16 protein-coding genes and 1 pseudogene are annotated in these 14,955 nt (G+C 71.3%); 10 read left to right on the top strand and 7 right to left on the bottom strand.

The features are described from left to right. The first annotated feature begins 58 nt into the window (after window positions 1-58). The 3 genes from mce to ACIA8R_RS22225 all read left to right on the top strand — a co-directional run bounded on the left by mce (window position 59) and on the right by ACIA8R_RS22225 (window position 3,228). Window positions 59-481 carry a methylmalonyl-CoA epimerase gene (gene mce / locus ACIA8R_RS22235; protein ID WP_357695148.1) on the top strand — a complete coding sequence of 141 codons (423 nt, stop codon included), beginning with the start codon at window positions 59-61 and terminating at the stop codon, window positions 479-481. Between the two features lie 191 nt (window positions 482-672). Continuing rightward, entirely contained in the window at window positions 673-1,962 is a 1,290-nt protein-coding gene (locus ACIA8R_RS22230) for a DivIVA domain-containing protein (RefSeq protein ID WP_357695146.1), read from the top strand. Between the two features lie 144 nt (window positions 1,963-2,106). Beyond that, window positions 2,107-3,228 (top strand): AI-2E family transporter, encoded by a 1,122-nt coding sequence (locus ACIA8R_RS22225; protein ID WP_357695144.1) that lies wholly within the window; start codon window positions 2,107-2,109, stop codon window positions 3,226-3,228. Here ACIA8R_RS22225 and ACIA8R_RS22220 read toward each other — a convergent pair. The 3 genes from ACIA8R_RS22220 to ACIA8R_RS22210 form a co-directional block, all read right to left on the bottom strand. Next, window positions 3,188-3,940 (bottom strand): alpha/beta fold hydrolase, encoded by a 753-nt coding sequence (locus ACIA8R_RS22220; RefSeq protein ID WP_364088982.1) that lies wholly within the window; start codon window positions 3,938-3,940, stop codon window positions 3,188-3,190. The two genes, ACIA8R_RS22225 and ACIA8R_RS22220, sit on opposite strands and share 41 nt — an antisense overlap. Before the next feature lie 131 nt (window positions 3,941-4,071). After that, window positions 4,072-4,833, bottom strand: a complete 762-nt coding sequence (locus tag ACIA8R_RS22215; RefSeq protein WP_397040101.1) for an SDR family NAD(P)-dependent oxidoreductase — start codon at window positions 4,831-4,833, stop codon at window positions 4,072-4,074. Between the two features lie 75 nt (window positions 4,834-4,908). Continuing rightward, complete coding sequence (locus ACIA8R_RS22210) at window positions 4,909-5,256, bottom strand: hypothetical protein (RefSeq protein ID WP_397040099.1); 348 nt, start codon at window positions 5,254-5,256, stop codon at window positions 4,909-4,911. A 112-nt stretch (window positions 5,257-5,368) separates the two neighbouring features. Between ACIA8R_RS22210 and ACIA8R_RS22205 the strand changes: the two are divergent. Both ACIA8R_RS22205 and ACIA8R_RS22200 read left to right on the top strand, forming a co-directional pair. Then, window positions 5,369-6,019: pseudogene (locus ACIA8R_RS22205) on the top strand (response regulator transcription factor); the annotation flags it as partial. A gap of 44 nt (window positions 6,020-6,063) precedes the next feature. Further along, on the top strand, window positions 6,064-7,185 hold the full coding sequence (locus ACIA8R_RS22200; protein WP_397040097.1) for a sensor histidine kinase: 1,122 nt from the start codon (window positions 6,064-6,066) through the stop codon (window positions 7,183-7,185). Here the strand turns inward: ACIA8R_RS22200 and ACIA8R_RS22195 are convergent. Genes ACIA8R_RS22195 through ACIA8R_RS22185 form a run of 3 tightly spaced genes read right to left on the bottom strand, consistent with a single transcriptional unit; the run spans window position 7,148 to window position 9,598 of the window. Continuing rightward, window positions 7,148-7,852, bottom strand: a complete 705-nt coding sequence (locus ACIA8R_RS22195) for an alpha/beta fold hydrolase (RefSeq protein ID WP_357695134.1) — start codon at window positions 7,850-7,852, stop codon at window positions 7,148-7,150. The genes ACIA8R_RS22200 and ACIA8R_RS22195 overlap by 38 nt on opposite strands. A gap of 10 nt (window positions 7,853-7,862) precedes the next feature. Beyond that, window positions 7,863-8,153 carry an ATP/GTP-binding protein gene (locus ACIA8R_RS22190; protein WP_364088995.1) on the bottom strand — a complete coding sequence of 97 codons (291 nt, stop codon included), beginning with the start codon at window positions 8,151-8,153 and terminating at the stop codon, window positions 7,863-7,865. Continuing rightward, complete coding sequence (locus ACIA8R_RS22185) at window positions 8,150-9,598, bottom strand: 3-hydroxyacyl-CoA dehydrogenase family protein (protein ID WP_397040095.1); 1,449 nt, start codon at window positions 9,596-9,598, stop codon at window positions 8,150-8,152. Before ACIA8R_RS22185 ends, ACIA8R_RS22190 begins: the two co-directional genes overlap by 4 nt. Before the next feature lie 36 nt (window positions 9,599-9,634). Between ACIA8R_RS22185 and nucS the strand changes: the two genes are divergently transcribed. The 5 genes from nucS to ACIA8R_RS22160 all read left to right on the top strand — a co-directional run bounded on the left by nucS (window position 9,635) and on the right by ACIA8R_RS22160 (window position 14,456). Continuing rightward, entirely contained in the window at window positions 9,635-10,297 is a 663-nt protein-coding gene (gene nucS, locus ACIA8R_RS22180; protein WP_357695128.1) for an endonuclease NucS, read from the top strand. A 105-nt stretch (window positions 10,298-10,402) separates the two neighbouring features. Beyond that, entirely contained in the window at window positions 10,403-11,704 is a 1,302-nt protein-coding gene (locus ACIA8R_RS22175) for a carotenoid oxygenase family protein (RefSeq protein ID WP_357695126.1), read from the top strand. A 2-nt stretch (window positions 11,705-11,706) separates the two neighbouring features. Further along, window positions 11,707-12,264: a GNAT family N-acetyltransferase gene (locus ACIA8R_RS22170; protein ID WP_397040092.1), complete on the top strand. Its 558-nt coding sequence runs from the start codon at window positions 11,707-11,709 to the stop codon at window positions 12,262-12,264. A 32-nt stretch (window positions 12,265-12,296) separates the two neighbouring features. Continuing rightward, window positions 12,297-13,769, top strand: a complete 1,473-nt coding sequence (locus ACIA8R_RS22165; RefSeq protein WP_397040090.1) for an aldehyde dehydrogenase family protein — start codon at window positions 12,297-12,299, stop codon at window positions 13,767-13,769. A gap of 63 nt (window positions 13,770-13,832) precedes the next feature. Continuing rightward, a complete protein-coding gene (locus tag ACIA8R_RS22160) occupies window positions 13,833-14,456 on the top strand; it encodes a TetR/AcrR family transcriptional regulator (protein ID WP_397040088.1) in 624 nt (207 codons plus the stop codon). Window positions 14,457-14,625: 169 nt separating this feature from the next. Here the strand turns inward: ACIA8R_RS22160 and ACIA8R_RS22155 are convergent, their stop codons facing one another. Beyond that, window positions 14,626-14,943, bottom strand: a complete 318-nt coding sequence (locus ACIA8R_RS22155; protein WP_352324282.1) for an STAS domain-containing protein — start codon at window positions 14,941-14,943, stop codon at window positions 14,626-14,628. Window positions 14,944-14,955: the final 12 nt, after the last annotated feature.

The raw sequence follows: 14,955 nt of genomic DNA, 5'->3' as shown, positions 1-14,955 counted from the left end.
GTTCTTTGACACCATACCCACGAGTAGGAGCTCGCCCGCTATGGAGGTAGGCCACACAATGTTCATGCGCATCGACCACATCGGGATCGCCTGCCACGACCTGGAGGAGAAGATCGCGTTCTTCTCGGAGACGTTCGCACTCACCGTCGTGGCACGCGAGGTCAACGAGGCGCAGGGCGTCAAGGAGGCCATGCTGCACATCGCCGACGGCGAGGGCGGGGGCTCCTACATCCAGCTGCTGGAACCGCTCTCCGACGACTCCCCCGTAGGAAAATTCCTCGCCAAACGGGGCGAAGGTGTCCACCATGTGGCATTTGGGGTTTCCGACGTCGCCGAGGCCATGACTAAGATCAACGAGAAGGGCGTGAGGGTGCTCGACGAACGTCCGCGTCACGGTTCCATGGGGTCGCAGATCGCGTTCTTGCATCCCAAAGATGTGGGGGGAATGCTCACCGAGTTGGTCCAAGCGGCCTCGCGCTAGCAAACAGATATTTCGTACATAAGTAACTAGTCACGCAGAAAGCTGGACGGGGCCCGAAGGTGGCACCAGCGGAGTACGCTGGCTTCCCACCGGACAGGGAGCCTGCCGCGAGGCACAGGCTCCTGGCTCGGCTGCGCCGAACCCCCCGTCCGGCCCGTGTAGCCGTCTCGACAACCCAGGATCGAGCCTCCATGCAGTCCGACATCGACGCCCAGCTCAACAACTTCTTCGAGGACGCCCCGGCACGCGAGTTCGACGTCGTGCTCAGGGGCTACGACCGGCACCAGGTACACGACCACCTCAAGCAGCTCGACCTGGAGCTACGCCAGTCGAGGGAGCAGGTCACCAACCTGCAGCGGGATCTGTCCGACTCCCAGCGCCAGTTGCAGGAGCAGGAGCGTCCGACGTACTCCGGTCTCGGCGCCCGCATCGAGCAGTTGCTGCGCCTGGCCGAGGAGCAGGCCACCGAGCTCGTGCAGGCCGCCCGGACCGAGGCCAACGAGATCAAGGCCGCCGCCAAGGTCGAGGCGGCCGACCTGCGGGCAGCCGCCGAGGCCGAGGCCGCCGAGAAGCGGGCCCAGGCCACGCGGGAGAGCGACGACATGCGCTCCACCGCCGAGCGGGACGCCGAGGAGATCCGCTCCACCGCCCGCCGCGAGGCCGACGAGCTGACCAACACCACCGAGCGCGAGGCCGCCAAGCTGCGGGCCACCGCCGACCACGAGGTGGCCGAGAAGCGGGCCGACGCCGAGCGCGAGATCGCCAAGCTCCGCACCACCACCGAGCGCGAGGTGGCGCAGCTGCGCGCCTCGACCAAGCGTGAGCGCGACGAGGTGCTGACCACCGCCAAGCGGCAGGCCGACGAGATGCGCGCGCAGGCTCAGCGGGTGCTGGAAGAGTCGGAGGCCAAGCGGGCCCAGGACGAGGCCGAGTTCGAGATCCAGCTCGCCTCCCGCCGGGAGGAGGCCGAGCGCCAGGAGGCCGAGCGCCACGCCACCGCCCAGGCCAACACGCAGAAGATGGTCGCCGAGGCCGAGCAGCGGGCCGCCACGGCCGAGTCGCGCGCCACGAAGGCCACCCAGCAGGCCGAGCAGACGCGCCGCGAGGCCGACCTGCACGCCAAGCAGCTCGTCGCGAACGCCCGCAAGAGCTCCGAGACGGTCATGGCGGAGGCCAAGTCCAGCGCCGAGACGATCGTCACCGAGGCGAAGAACGACGCCGAGCGCACCCGTACGACGATGCAGCGCCAGGTCGACGAGCTGACCAGGCAGCGCGACAGCATCACCAGCCACCTGGCCCAGCTGCGCCAGCTCCTCGGCGGCGCCGCCCTGCCGGGCCTGGAGCCGGAGCCCGCGGTCGCCGCGGCCCCGGCCAAGCCGGCCATCGCGGCCCCGGCCGCCGAGCCGGCCGCGCCGCCCACGACCCCCGCTCCCAAGGTCGAGGCCAGGAGCGAGGACGACGCGGAGTGGTGGCAGGAGTGACGGCGGGCTAGACGGAGACCGCACACGGGGGCTGTACACGGCTGGAAGAGAGCCTGGTGACCTTGGGTCGCTAGGCTCTCTTTCTGTTTCACGACAAGCGTTCCACCGACACCCCCCGTCCCCCTAGGAGCCTAGGAGCCCTCCGTGTCCGCAGAAACCGAGCCCAGGACCGCCGAGGAGGCCAAGGCGCCCCAGGAGGCCGGGCCGTCCGAGGAGCAGGCGCCGTACGGGCTGCCGGGCAAGCCGTTCGCCCGCGGGCCGTTCCTGTTCGGGCTGGTGGGCGGGCTGGGCGTGCTGACGGCCATCGCGCTCGCGCAGATGATCGAGAAGTCGCTCAGCACGATCATCCTCATTGTCGTCGCGATGTTCCTGGCCGTGGGCCTCAACCCGGCGGTCGAGGCGCTACAGCGGCGCGGGCTGGCCAGGCGGCTGGCGATCTCGATCGTGTTCACCGGGGTGATCGTGGCGTTCACGCTGTTCGGCCTGGCCATCGTGCCGCCGGTCAGCCAGCAGTTGTCGGAGTTCATCGCGGCCGTGCCCGGTTACATCACCGACCTGAGCAACCACCCGACGGTCCGCCAGATCGAGGCCGAGTATCACGTGCTTGCGCAGGTGCGCCAGTTCGTGACCAGCACGCTCGGGCCCGCGCTGGCCAGCGGCATCATGGGCGCGGGGCTGGTGGTGCTCAACGGCGTGTTCACCACGGTGACGCTGCTGGTGCTCATGCTGTACTTCCTCGGCTCGCTGCACACGATCAAGGAGTACCTGCTCAAGCTCGTCCCGGCCTCGCGCCGGCCGCGCACGTCGGCCATCACCGAGCAGATCCTCACCGGCATCGGCGGCTACGTCGCGGGCAACGTCCTCATCTCGGTCATCGCGGGCGTGCTGACGTGGATCTTCCTGTCGATCGCCGGGGTGCAGTACGCGCTCGCGCTCGCCCTCGTCGTGGCGCTGACCGACCTGATCCCGCTGGTGGGCGCCACGATCGGCGCGGTGCTCGTCACCGGGGTCGCGTTGTTGCAGTCGCTGCCCGCCGGCATCGCCTGCGCGATCTTCTTCGTGGTCTACCAGCAGATCGAGAACTACTTCATCTACCCCAGGGTGATGAAACGCTCGGTGGACGTGACGCCCGCCGTAACGGTGATCGCCGCGCTGTTCGGCGGCGCCCTGCTCGGCATCGTCGGAGCGTTGCTGGCGATCCCGGTGGCCGCCGCCATCGCGCTGATCATCCGGGAGATCGTGCTGCCCCGCCAAGCTCGGTCCTGAGGAACTCGGTCACCGCCGCGTTGAACGCCTCCGGCTGCTCGACCGCGCTCAGGTGACCGGCCTTGGGGATGACCTCCAGCCTGCCCTCGGGCGCGGCCCGTGCCATGGCCTCGGCGTCGGCGGGCGGCGACAGCTCGTCCTCCTCCCCCACGACGATCAGCAGGGGCACCTTCAGCTCGCTCAGCGTGCCGAAGGAGTCGGGACGGGCGGCCATGGCCCGTTGCGCCCAGGCCACGGCTCCCGGCGGGGCCGACTGCACCAGGCCCTTGACCCGGCCGAAGACCATGGCCCTGCGTTCCTTGGTCGTGGGACCGATGAGCGCCGGCAGCACCTCGCCGACCAGCACCTCGCTCCCCTCGGCCAGCACGGCCTGCGCGATGCGCTCCCGGTTCTCCCTGGCCGCGGGCGGGTCGGGGCTGGCCTTGGTGTCGGCCAGGATCACGCCGAGCACCCGGTCGGGATGCCGCCGGCAGAGCGCCATGGTCACGTAGCCGCCCATCGACAACCCGCCGACCACCGCCCGATCGATGCCTTCCTCGTCGAGCAGCCTGACGACGTCGTCGGCCATCAGGTCGAGGGAGGGCTCGTCGTCGCCCAGCCGGGAGCCGCCGAAACCGCGCAGGTCGGGGGTGACGACCCGGCAGACCTTCGACAGCCCCTCGCGTTGGGCCAGCCACATCGCCGACGACAGCGGGAACGCGTGAAGCAGCACAACCGGGAGTCCGCTCCCGGCCGATCTCGTGTAGAGCTGCACGGACCACACGGTAGCCCGGTTCACGTTGACATTCACTTATTGACGTATGCCGGTATACCGCGATAAGCCCGCCCGGCGTCCGAGAGGGCTCAGCCGATCGCGGTGGCCCCGCCGTCCACGAACAGCACCTGGCCCGTCATGTACGCCGACGCCTCCCCGGCGAGGAACACGGCCGGCTGGGCCATCTCCTCCGGCGTCCCCCACCGCCGCATGGGCACGCCGGCGATCGTGGCGGCGCTCGCGGCCTCGTCCTCCCACAGGTTGCGGTTGAGGTCGGTGGCCGTCCAGCCGGGGCACAGGGCGTTGACGCGTACGCCGGCCGACGCCCACTCGGCCGCCAGCGTCTTGGTCAGGGCAACCAGCCCGGCCTTGGCGGCGGCGTACGGGGCGAGCAGCGGGGCGCCGCGCGCCGCCACCGACGCCACGTTGATCACCGAGCCGGAGCCGCGGCCCAGCAGATGGGGCGCGACGGCGTGGCAGACGGCCATGGCGGAGTCCAGATTGAGCCGCATCAGCTTGTCCCAGCCGGACAGGCGCAGGTCCTTGAACTCGACCAGGAAGTTCGAGCCGCCGGCGTTGTTGACGACGACGTCGAGGTGCCCGAGCCCGTCGATCGAGGCGGCGACGGCCGCGGCGGCGGCTTCGCGGTCGGTGAGGTCGGCGGCGATCACGACGGCCCGCCTGCCGAGCGCCTCGACCTCCTTGCCGACCTCGGCCAGCGTCTCGGCCGACCTGGAGACCAGGGCGACGTCGGCGCCCGCCGCGGCGTAGGCGAGCGCGATGGCCCGTCCGATGCCCTTCGACGCCCCGGTGACCAGAGCCGTCCTGCCGGACAGGTCGAACGCGCCCACAGTGCCTCCTCGCTCGGAACCGAACAAGATTCTACAAATCTTCGCCCGCCCGCGCCATGCCCGTCCCACCCCGAATCAGGACGGACCCACCGGCAATCGCGGCGCTTCCGGCGCGGCGGGAGCCTGCGGCTTGCCCGGCAGCCCCGCCCCTTCCGGCAGCAGCGACTCGCACGCCTTGACCGCCGCCCCGTACTTCTCCGACAGCGCGTCCACCCGCTCGCCGTCGATGCTGAGATTGACCAGGCCGTCTTCCGAGACGGTGACCCCGGGGAAGTCCGGCAGCCCGTGCGCGCGCACGCACGACGTGAACGCCTTCCCGCCGTCGTCCGGCCCGGCCTCCCCGTACGAGGCCGCCGCGCCGCCCGCGACGGCGGCGAAGACCAGCGCGGCCAGGACCACTCGCCCGACAGTCGAACCCTTCATGGTGACTCCTCCGTTTCGTCCGATGCTCACAGCGAACCCCGCCCCCGGTTACCACCCGGGAACGACGGCGGTTACCCCGCTGTAACCCCGCTCTGGGCATGCTGGGGCGACCATGAGGGTGCTGATCGTCGAAGACCACGAGGAGCTCGCCCACACCGTGGCCGCCGGCCTGCGCCGCGAGGGCATGGCCGTCGACGTGGCGCTGGACGGGCACACCGGGCTGGACCGCGCCTCCGTCAACGACTACGACGTGGTCGTGCTCGACCGCGACCTGCCCGGCCTGCACGGCGACGACGTGTGCCGGAGCCTGACCGCCGACGGCCGTCCGGCGCGCGTGCTGATGCTCACCGCCGCCGGGACCATCGACGACCGGGTGAGCGGGCTGGGCATCGGGGCCGACGACTACCTGCCCAAGCCGTTCGCCTTCGCCGAGCTGGTGGCCAGGATCAGGGCGCTGGCCAGGCGGGCGCGTCCAGCGCTGCCGCCGGTGCTGGTCCATGACGGGCTGCGGCTGGACCCGTCCACGCGGGTCGCCACCCGCGACGGGCGCCGGCTGGCGCTCAGCCCGAAGGAGTTCGCGGTGCTGGAGCTGCTGCTGTCGGCCGGCGGCGCGGTGGTCTCGGCCGAGCAGCTGCTCGAACGCGGGTGGGACGAGTTCGCCGACCCGTTCACGCAGACCGTGAAGGTGACGGTCAGCCGGTTGCGCCGCAAGCTCGGCGACCCGCCGCTGATCGAGACCGTCCCGCAGGCCGGCTACCGGATGGCCGGTCCCGGAGCCGGTTCGGACACGGGCGGAGGTGCCCCGGCGTGCGACGGACCGTACGGCTGCGGCTGACGCTGCTCTACAGCGGCCTGTTCCTGGCCGCCGGCATGCTGCTGGTCACCCTGATCTACCTGCTGGTCGCGCACTCGCCGTTCCCCGGCGCGCCGACCGCTCCCGTCCTGCCAGGGGGGCCGGCCGTGCCGGAGCCGCGGGTGGACCTGGCGTACCTGGCCGAGCAGCAGGCGGCCGGGCTGCGCAGGCTGCTGGTCAACTCGGTGATCGCCCTCGTGGTCATGGCGTTCGCGTCGATGTTGCTGGGATGGCTGACGGCCGGACGGGTGCTGCGGCCGCTGCACGACATGACGGCGACCGTCCGGCGCATCACGGCCGACCGGCTGGACAGACGGCTGGCCGCGTCCGGCCCGGACGACGAGCTGAAGAAGCTGGCCGACACCTTCGACGACCTGCTGGATCGGCTGGAGGCCGCCTTCACCGCGCAGCGGCGGTTCGTGGCCAACGCCTCCCACGAGTTGCGCACACCGCTGACCCTCCAGCGCGCCATGGCCGAGGTCGCGCTGGCCGACCCGGACGCCGACGCCGCGGCGCTGCGCCACGTCCTTGACCGCCTGCTGGCGGCCGGCCGGCATCAGGAACGGCTCATCGAGGCGCTGCTCGTCCTGGCCAGGAGCGAGCAGGGCCTGGACCACCGGGAGCCGCTCGACCTGGCCGCCGTCGCCGGGCAGGTGCTCGACCGGCGGCCGGGCCCGTCGCTCCGCGTCGAGGCGGCGCTGCGGCCCGCGCCCGCCTCCGGTGACCCCGCCCTGCTCGAACGCCTGGTCGCGAACCTGCTGGACAACGCGGCGCGGCACAACATACCGGACGGGTGGATCTCGGTGGCCACGGACGTGCGGGCGGGCCTGGCCACGCTCACCGTCGCCAACAGCGGCCCGGTGATCCCGCCCGACCGGGTCGCGACGCTGCTCCAGCCTTTCCAGCGGCTGGAGAGCGGCCGCAGGGCGGTCGGCGACGGGTTGGGGCTGGGGCTGTCGATCGTCGCCGCCGTCGTCCGGGCCCACCACGGGACGCTGGAGGTGGTCGCGCGGCCGGAGGGCGGGCTGGAGGTGACCGTCAGATGTCCGTCGGCAGCGGGTACGCCTCCGGATTGACCCGCCGGACGATCTCGTTCAGGACGATCCGGACGTAGGGCTCGCCCACCCACAGGTGCTTGGCGCCGTCCACGCCGATGACCTCGGCCTGCGGCACCCTGGCGAACCGCCGCCGGGCCTCCTCGGGACGCAGGTAGTCGTCGAACTCGGGCACCAGCGCCACCAGCGGCCGCCCGAACCCGGCCCACGCGTCGAGGTCGTCGTCGGTGGCCCTGTGGAGCGGGGGGGAGAGCAGGATCGCACCCTCGACGAGAGGGTCGTGCGCCCACTTCAGGGTCAGCTCGGTGCCGAAGGACCAGCCCACCACCCACACCCGCGGCAGGTCGTGGAACTCGGCGTACTCCAGCGCCGCCGCCACGTCGAACCGCTCGCCCTCGCCGCCGTCGAACGTGCCGCCGGAGGTGCCGCGCTCGGAGCCGGTGCCGCGCGTGTTGAAGCGCAGCACGGCGAGGTCGGCGAGCGCGGGCAGCCGGTTGGCGGCCTTCTTGTAGACGTGGCTGTCCATGAACCCGCCATGGGTGGGCAGCGGGTGCAGGGTGACCAGGGTGGCCACGGGCGGCCGGTCGAGGGGCTGGGCCAGCTCGCCGACCAGGGTCAGGCCGTCGCCCGTCTGCAGCTCGATCGGTTCACGTCGGGCGGGCAGCACGGTGGCCGCGCGAATCTCCACGGGGGTCCTCCTAGTAGCGGCTGCGGCCGGGGCCGCGGTCGAGTCTCTTGCGCCAGCAGGTCGGGTGCCAGTGGCGGCGCTCCTCGTCGCCGCCCGGCCAGTCGGGCCAGGCGACCAGGTGCGGCCTGCCGCCCAGGATCTCCTGGTCGCAGCCGGGGCAGCGGTAGGTCTTGGTCGAGGACGCGCCCGTGAGCATGCGCACCTTCCAGTCGCCGTCCGGCCATTCCTCCACCTTGTCGTTGCCGGTGGGAAGGCCGAGAGGGCGGGAGTCGTCCCGCCGGCGGGCGCGGCGGGGGCTCATGAGCGGGGGAACTCGCTCACACCGGCCGTGACGAGCTGGTCGAGCAGGGGGGCGGGGGCGAAGGCGGGCTCGCGGTATTCGGCGTAGAGGGCCCTGAGGCCGTCGCGGACCCTGGCCAGGCCGAGGTAGCCCAGTATCTCGAACGGGCCGGCCGGGTAGCCGCAGCCCAGCCGCATGGCGGCGTCGATGTCGGCGATGGAGGCGTAGCCGGCGTCGTACATGCGGACGGCGTCGTTGAGGTAGGGGAAGAGCAGGGCGTCGGCCACGAACCCGGCCCGGTCCTTGCACGAGACGGGTACCAGACCGGCCACCCGCATCAGGTCGCGCGCCGCCTTGGCGGCCGCGGGCGAGGTGAGCGCGGTGCCGGCCAGCTCGGCCACCTTGTCGCCGACGACGTGCACGCCGACCATCCTGGTGGGGTCGGACAGGCGTGCGGCGTACTCGATCACGGGACGATCGGTGCACCGCAGCACGGTGTCCGGCGAATCGGACGGGCGGAATCCGGACGCCCGCAGCCGCTCGCCGAGCCCGTGGACGTCGGGCCCGTCGATCCCGAAGGTGATGACCGTCGACTTCTCCGGCTCTTTGGGCGGCTCCTGCGGCCCGTAGAAGCCGTGGCCGGTCTTGCGGCCGAGCAGCCCGGCGGTGACCAGCTCGCGCAGCAGCGGCGAGGGCGCGTGCCGGCGGTCGCGCGTCTCGTCGAACAGCACCTCCATCACCTCGTACGCGGTGTCGAGCCCGATCAGGTCGAGCAGCGCGAACGGCCCCATCGGCAGCCCCACGCCCAGCCGCATGGCGTCGTCGATGCCGTCGCGCGTGGCGATGCCCAGCTCCAGCAGGACGGCGGCGTGGTTGAGGTAGGGCAGGAGCAGCCGGTTGACCACGAACCCGGCCCGGTCGCCCGCCGGGACGGCCGTCTTGCCCAGCCGCCCGGCCAGCTCGCAGACCTCGGAGACCACCCCGGGCGCGGTCACCACCGTGCCCACCACCTCGACCAGCCGCATGACCGGCGCCGGGTTGAAGAAATGCATGCCGACGACCCGCTCGGGCCGGCCGGTGGCGGCGGCGACGGCGGTGACCGGCAGCGAGGAGGTGTTGGTGGCCAGGACGGTCTCGGGCTTGCAGATGCGGTCGAGGTCCTGGAACAGCGAGATCTTGTGGTCGAGCACCTCGGGGATCGCCTCGATCACGAGGTCGACCTCGCGCAGGTCCTCGCGCGAGGTGGTCAGCGTGATGCGGCCCAGGATCGCGGCCCGCTGCTCGGCCGTCAGCTTGCCCCGGTCGGCCGCCCTGGCCGTGGAGCGCTCGACGTGCCCGCGCCCTCGGGCCAGCGCCTCGACGTCGGCCTCGACGCCGATCACCCGCAGCCCGGCGCGCGCGAAGACCTCGGCGATCCCGGCACCCATCGTGCCGAGCCCGACAACTCCCACCGTTTCAAACGCCATGCGACCAGTTTTCCAGAGCCGCTAAGGTGGGACGTCATGCGGCTGGTCATCGCGCGATGCAGCGTGGATTACATCGGACGGCTCACGGCACATCTGCCGATGGCGCCTAGGCTCGTCCTCATCAAGGCGGACGGGAGCGTCAGCATCCACGCCGACGACCGCGCCTTCAAACCGCTCAACTGGATGAACCCGCCGTGCAAGCTCAAGGAGGACGGCGGCACCTGGACGGTCACCCACGGCAAGACCGGCGAGAAGCTGGTCCTGACGATGGAGGAGATCATCCACGACTCCAGCCACGAGCTGGGCGTCGACCCCGGCCTGATCAAGGACGGCGTGGAGGCCCACCTCCAGGAGCTGCTGGCCGAGCACATCACGACCCTGGGCGAGGGCTACTCGCTGATCCGCCGCGAGTACATGACGGCCATCGGCCCGGTCGACATCCTCTGCCGTGACGCGCTGGGCGCGACGGTGGCGATCGAGATCAAGCGGCGCGGCGAGATCGACGGCGTCGAGCAGCTCACCCGCTACCTGGACCTGCTCAACCGCGACCCGCTGATCGCGCCGGTGCGCGGGGTGTTCGCGGCGCAGGAGATCAAGCCGCAGGCGCGGGTGCTCGCCACCGACCGGGGCATCGACTGCGTCACCCTCGACTACGACGCCCTGCGCGGCATCGAGCCGGAGAACCCGACCCTCTTCTGACCCTCCCGGCCCCGAACGGGCCGGGATTTCTCATGGCCTGACATTCCTGTGTTGACAGGTCGCTCATGGACATTCTAGTTTCGACCTATCGAGATTGGAGTGTTCATGAGCGTTCCTTCGTACCTCAGCGGCGATCTGGCGCCCGTGCCCGACGAGATCGAGGCGCGTGACCTTGAGGTCACGGGTGTGCTCCCCGGCGAGCTGACCGGGCGCTACTTCCGCAACGGGCCCAACCCCCGGCCGGGCGAGGACCCCGGTCACTGGTTCGCCGGGCACGGCATGCTGCACGGCGTCCGGCTGCGGGACGGGCGGGCCGAGTGGTACCGCAACCGGTGGGTGCGGACCAGCAAGTTCACCGACGACGCGCCGTTCGTCTCCGACGCCGGGGTCGATCGGGCCGCCGTGACGGCCAACACGCACGTCGTCCGGCACGCCGGGCGCATCCTGGCGCTGGTGGAGAACGGCCTGCCGCACGAGGTGACGCCCGAGCTGGCCACCGTGGGCCCGTGCGACTTCGGCGGACGGCTGACCACCGCGATGACCGCCCACCCCAAGCAGGACCCGCTCACCGGTGAGCTGCACTTCTTCGGCTACGGGTACTTCCCGCCGTTCCTCACCTACCACCGGCTCTCGGCCGCCGGCGAGCTGGTGGAGAGCAGGGAGATCGAGGTGCCGGGGCCGACGATGATGCACGACTTCGCCGTCACCGAGCACCACCTGGTCTGGCTCGACCTGCCCGTGGTGTTCGACCTCAACCGCCAGGGCATGCCGTACGCCTGGGAGGACGGCTACGGCGCCAGGATCGGCGTCACCCCCCGGACGGGCGGCCCGACGCGCTGGTTCGACGTCGACCCCTGCTACGTGTTCCACGTCGGCAACGCCTGGGAGGACGAGCGGGGACGTGTCGTCCTGAACGCCGCCCGCTACTCCCCCGAAGCCTGGTCCACGGTCTGGGACCAGATCGGCGGCGCGGCGGACCCCGCCAGGCACGCGGGGGCCGCCGGCGCCGCCGCCCTGCACCGCTGGATCCTCGACCCGGCCGACGGCACGGCCAAGGAGGAGGCGCTGGACGACCGCGGCGTGGAGTTCCCCACGTTCAACGAGGACCTGCTCGGACGGCCCAGCCGCTACCTCTACACGGTGAGCGCCGAGGCCGTCGTCAAGTACGACCAGCGCGACGGCTCCACCCAGGTCAGGAGGACCGGCGGCAGCACCGGCGAGGCCGTCTTCGTGCCGGCCGAGGGCGCCAAGGGCGAGGACGAGGGGTGGCTGCTGTCGATCGTCACCTCCGGGGAGTCGTCCGAGCTGGTGGTGCTGGACGCGAGCGATCTGTCCGACGTCGCGTCGGTGCGGCTGCCCAGGCGGGTACCGGCCGGCTTCCACGGCTCATGGTTCGCGGAGGGGTGACGGTGGACGTCAGGGAGTCGGACGACTTCGACGCCGCGGGCCAGGCGCTGGCCAGGGCCTTCCACGACGATCCGGTGATCGGGTGGCTGCTGCCCGGCAACCGCGGCGCGGCGGGGATGTTCGCCACGCTGGCCCGGCACACGCACGCGATCACCGAGACGGCGCCCAGCGGGGGCGGCGCCGTGGCGGGGGTCGCGCTGTGGGACCCGCCGGGCCACCGGCCCGACGACGAGGCGGCGATTCCCGGCCTGGTCGAGGCCATGGGCGACCGGGTGCACCAGGGCCTGCTGCTGGAGGCGGAGTTCGCCCGGCACAAGCCCGCCGGCCCCTACTGGTACCTGGCCCAGCTCGGCACGGTGCCCGAGCTCCAGGGCACCGGGGTCGGCGGCGCGCTGATGCGCGCGGGCCTGGCCAGGTTCGGCGGCCTGCCGGTCTACCTGGAGAGCAGCAAGGAGTCCAACGTGCCCTTCTACGAGCGGTTCGGGTTCGTGGTCACCGAGCGGTTCACGCTGCCGGACGGGCCGCCGGTCTGGGGGATGCTGCGCCCACCCCAGAGCTAGTAAGCGACGGCTTACCGGTTTATCGTGACGCCATGTCCACGCTGACGTTCGACTCACTGAACCCGGCTACCGGCGAGGTCGTCGGCAGTCACCCGAAACACGACGCCCAGGCCGTGCACGAGGCGGTGGCCAGGGCCGGGGCAGCTGCGGAGTGGTGGGCGGCCCTGCCTCCGGAGGAGCGCAGACGCCGCCTGCTCGACTACAAGGCGGTCATCACGCGGCGTCTGCGGGAGCTGGCCGCGCTCGTGCACGAGGAGACCGGCAAGCCCGTCGGCGACGCCACGCTGGAGATCGTGCTGGCCGTCACGCACCTCGACTGGGCGGCCCGCAACGCCGCCAAGGTGCTGGGCCGCCACCGCGTGGCCACCGGCATGCTCGGGCTCAACCTGGCCGCCACGCTCGAATACCTGCCGCTCGGCGTGGTCGGCGTGATCGGCCCGTGGAACTACCCGGTGTTCACCCCGATGGGCTCCATCGCGTACGCGCTGGCGGCCGGCAACGCCGTCGTGTTCAAGCCCAGCGAGCTCACCCCCGGGGTCGGCGTGCGTCTGGCGGAGCTGTTCGCCGAGTCGGTGCCCGAGCAGCCGGTGCTGCAGACGGTGACCGGGCTCGGCGAGACCGGCGCGGCGCTGGCCGCCGACCCCCGGGTGCGGAAGGTGGCCTTCACCGGTTCCACCGCCACCGCCAAGCGGGTCATGGCGGCGTGCGCGGAGAACCTCACGCCCATCGTGGCCGAGTGCGGCGGCAAGGACGCCTTCATCGTGGACGCCGACGCCGACCTGCCCGCCGCGGCCGACGCCTGCCTGTGGGGCGCGATGTCGAACGCGGGCCAGACCTGCGCGGGCGTCGAGCGGGTCTACGTGGTGGACGCGGTGTACGAGCCGTTCATGCGGGAGCTGTCGGAGCGGGCCGCCAAGGTCAAGGCAGGCCAGGACTACGGCCCGATCACCATGCCCGCCCAGCTCGACATCATCAGGCGGCACATCGACGACGCCACCAAGTCCGGAAAAGTAGTGACAGGCGGCCCCGACTCCGTACGGGCGCCGTTCGTGGACCCCGTGATCGTGGCGGACGTGCCGGAGGACTCGCCGGCCGTGCGGGAGGAGACGTTCGGGCCGACGATCACCGTCCGGCGCACCCGCGACGTGCAGGAGGCGCTGGAGCTGGCCAACGCCTCGGCGTACGGACTGGCGGGCACGATCTTCTCGCGGAACGCCCGCCGGGCGACGCAGCTCGCGCGCGCGATGCGTACCGGGATGACCGCCGTCAACTCGGTGATCTCCTTCGCCGGGGTGCCCGCGCTGCCGTTCGGCGGAATCGGCGACTCGGGGTTCGGCCGCATCCACGGCGCCGACGGCCTACGTGAGTTCACCAGGCCAAAAGCGGTCTCCCGCCAGCGCTTCGCCCTGCCCGGCATGAACCTGACCTCGTTCAGGAGGGGGCCGGATGAGCTTGAGCGACTGATCAGGCTTGTCACGTTCTTGCACGGGCGACGTAAAAGATAATCATCGCGCTCTTTCCCAAATCCGATCATCCGTCCATAATTGTGTGCTCTGGGGGCCACGATCATGTTGGACGGGTGGAATGTGAACCGGTCTTACCGGGGAATGTCGGCCGAGCAAAGGCTGGCGGACAGACGCGAGCGGCTGATGACGGCCGCCTACACGCTATACGCGAAACCAGGTTTCGCGGCGACGACCATCGAAAGATTGTGCTCGGAGGCGCGGATCTCCAACCGCGCCTTCTACGAATGTTTCGGCGGCCGCGAGGAGTTGCTCCAGGCGCTGCACGAGCGGTGCGTCGAGGAAAGCCTCGCGGTTGTGGCCAAAGCGTTACAGGAGGCGCCGAGCACGCTTGACGGAAGAGTCAAGGCGGGGATTCGCGCCTATATCGAGTTCGCCGCCGCCGACTGGCGGCGGGCCCGCATCATGCACCTGGAGGTGCGCAGATCGGGCGACGTCCTGACAGCCTCGCGTCAGCGGGCGGTGGACGCCTTCGCCCGGCTCGTGGAGGAGGCCTCGGCGGATTTCCCGCAGGGCCCGACGCTCAATCGGCGACTGGTGGCACTTGGCGTAATTGGCGCACTACAAGAGCTGCTGATCGAATGGATACTGGCCGAGGAGCAGCCGGGCATCGACGAACTCGTGGAGGTGGCCGTGCACATCTTCATCCGCAGCCTGAGTCCGTCGTGACCCGCCGATTACCCGCAGTGATGGGGTCACGAAATAATCACTTTCGAAGTTCTTTCCCGGAGCCCACGCCCATGATAGCGGCCGACCCGAAATCTACATTCCATCTATATTCGGCTCGTGGAAAGGGCGCGGGCGACGGCTGATCGGCACCCGGCCCCGATATGTGACCTCAGGCCACCGCGGCCGCGGGAACCTCGACGTGCAGGACCCGATTCAGCCGGGTCACCGCCAGGATCCTCATGATCCGCGGGGGCACCCCCCGAAGTACGAGGCGGCGTTGCACGCTGATCGCGCGCCGATGCGCCCCGACCAGCACCCCGAGGCCGGTGGCGTCGATCATCTCCAGCTTGGAGAGGTCGAGGATGAGGTCGCCCTCGCCGGCGTCGAGCGCGGCGTGCAGCCGCTCGCGCACGCCGGCCGACGTGCCGGCGTCGAGCCGGGCACCGATCCGTACCGTCTGGCCTCGTGGATTGCGCCGGACGCGCATGCCACCTCCTCA

The organism is Nonomuraea sp. NPDC051191 (assembly GCF_044455665.1).
Lineage (GTDB): Bacteria > Actinomycetota > Actinomycetes > Streptosporangiales > Streptosporangiaceae > Nonomuraea.
The sequence above is the reverse complement of the archived record's forward strand: the minus strand, read 5'-3'. Positions and strand labels throughout refer to the sequence as shown.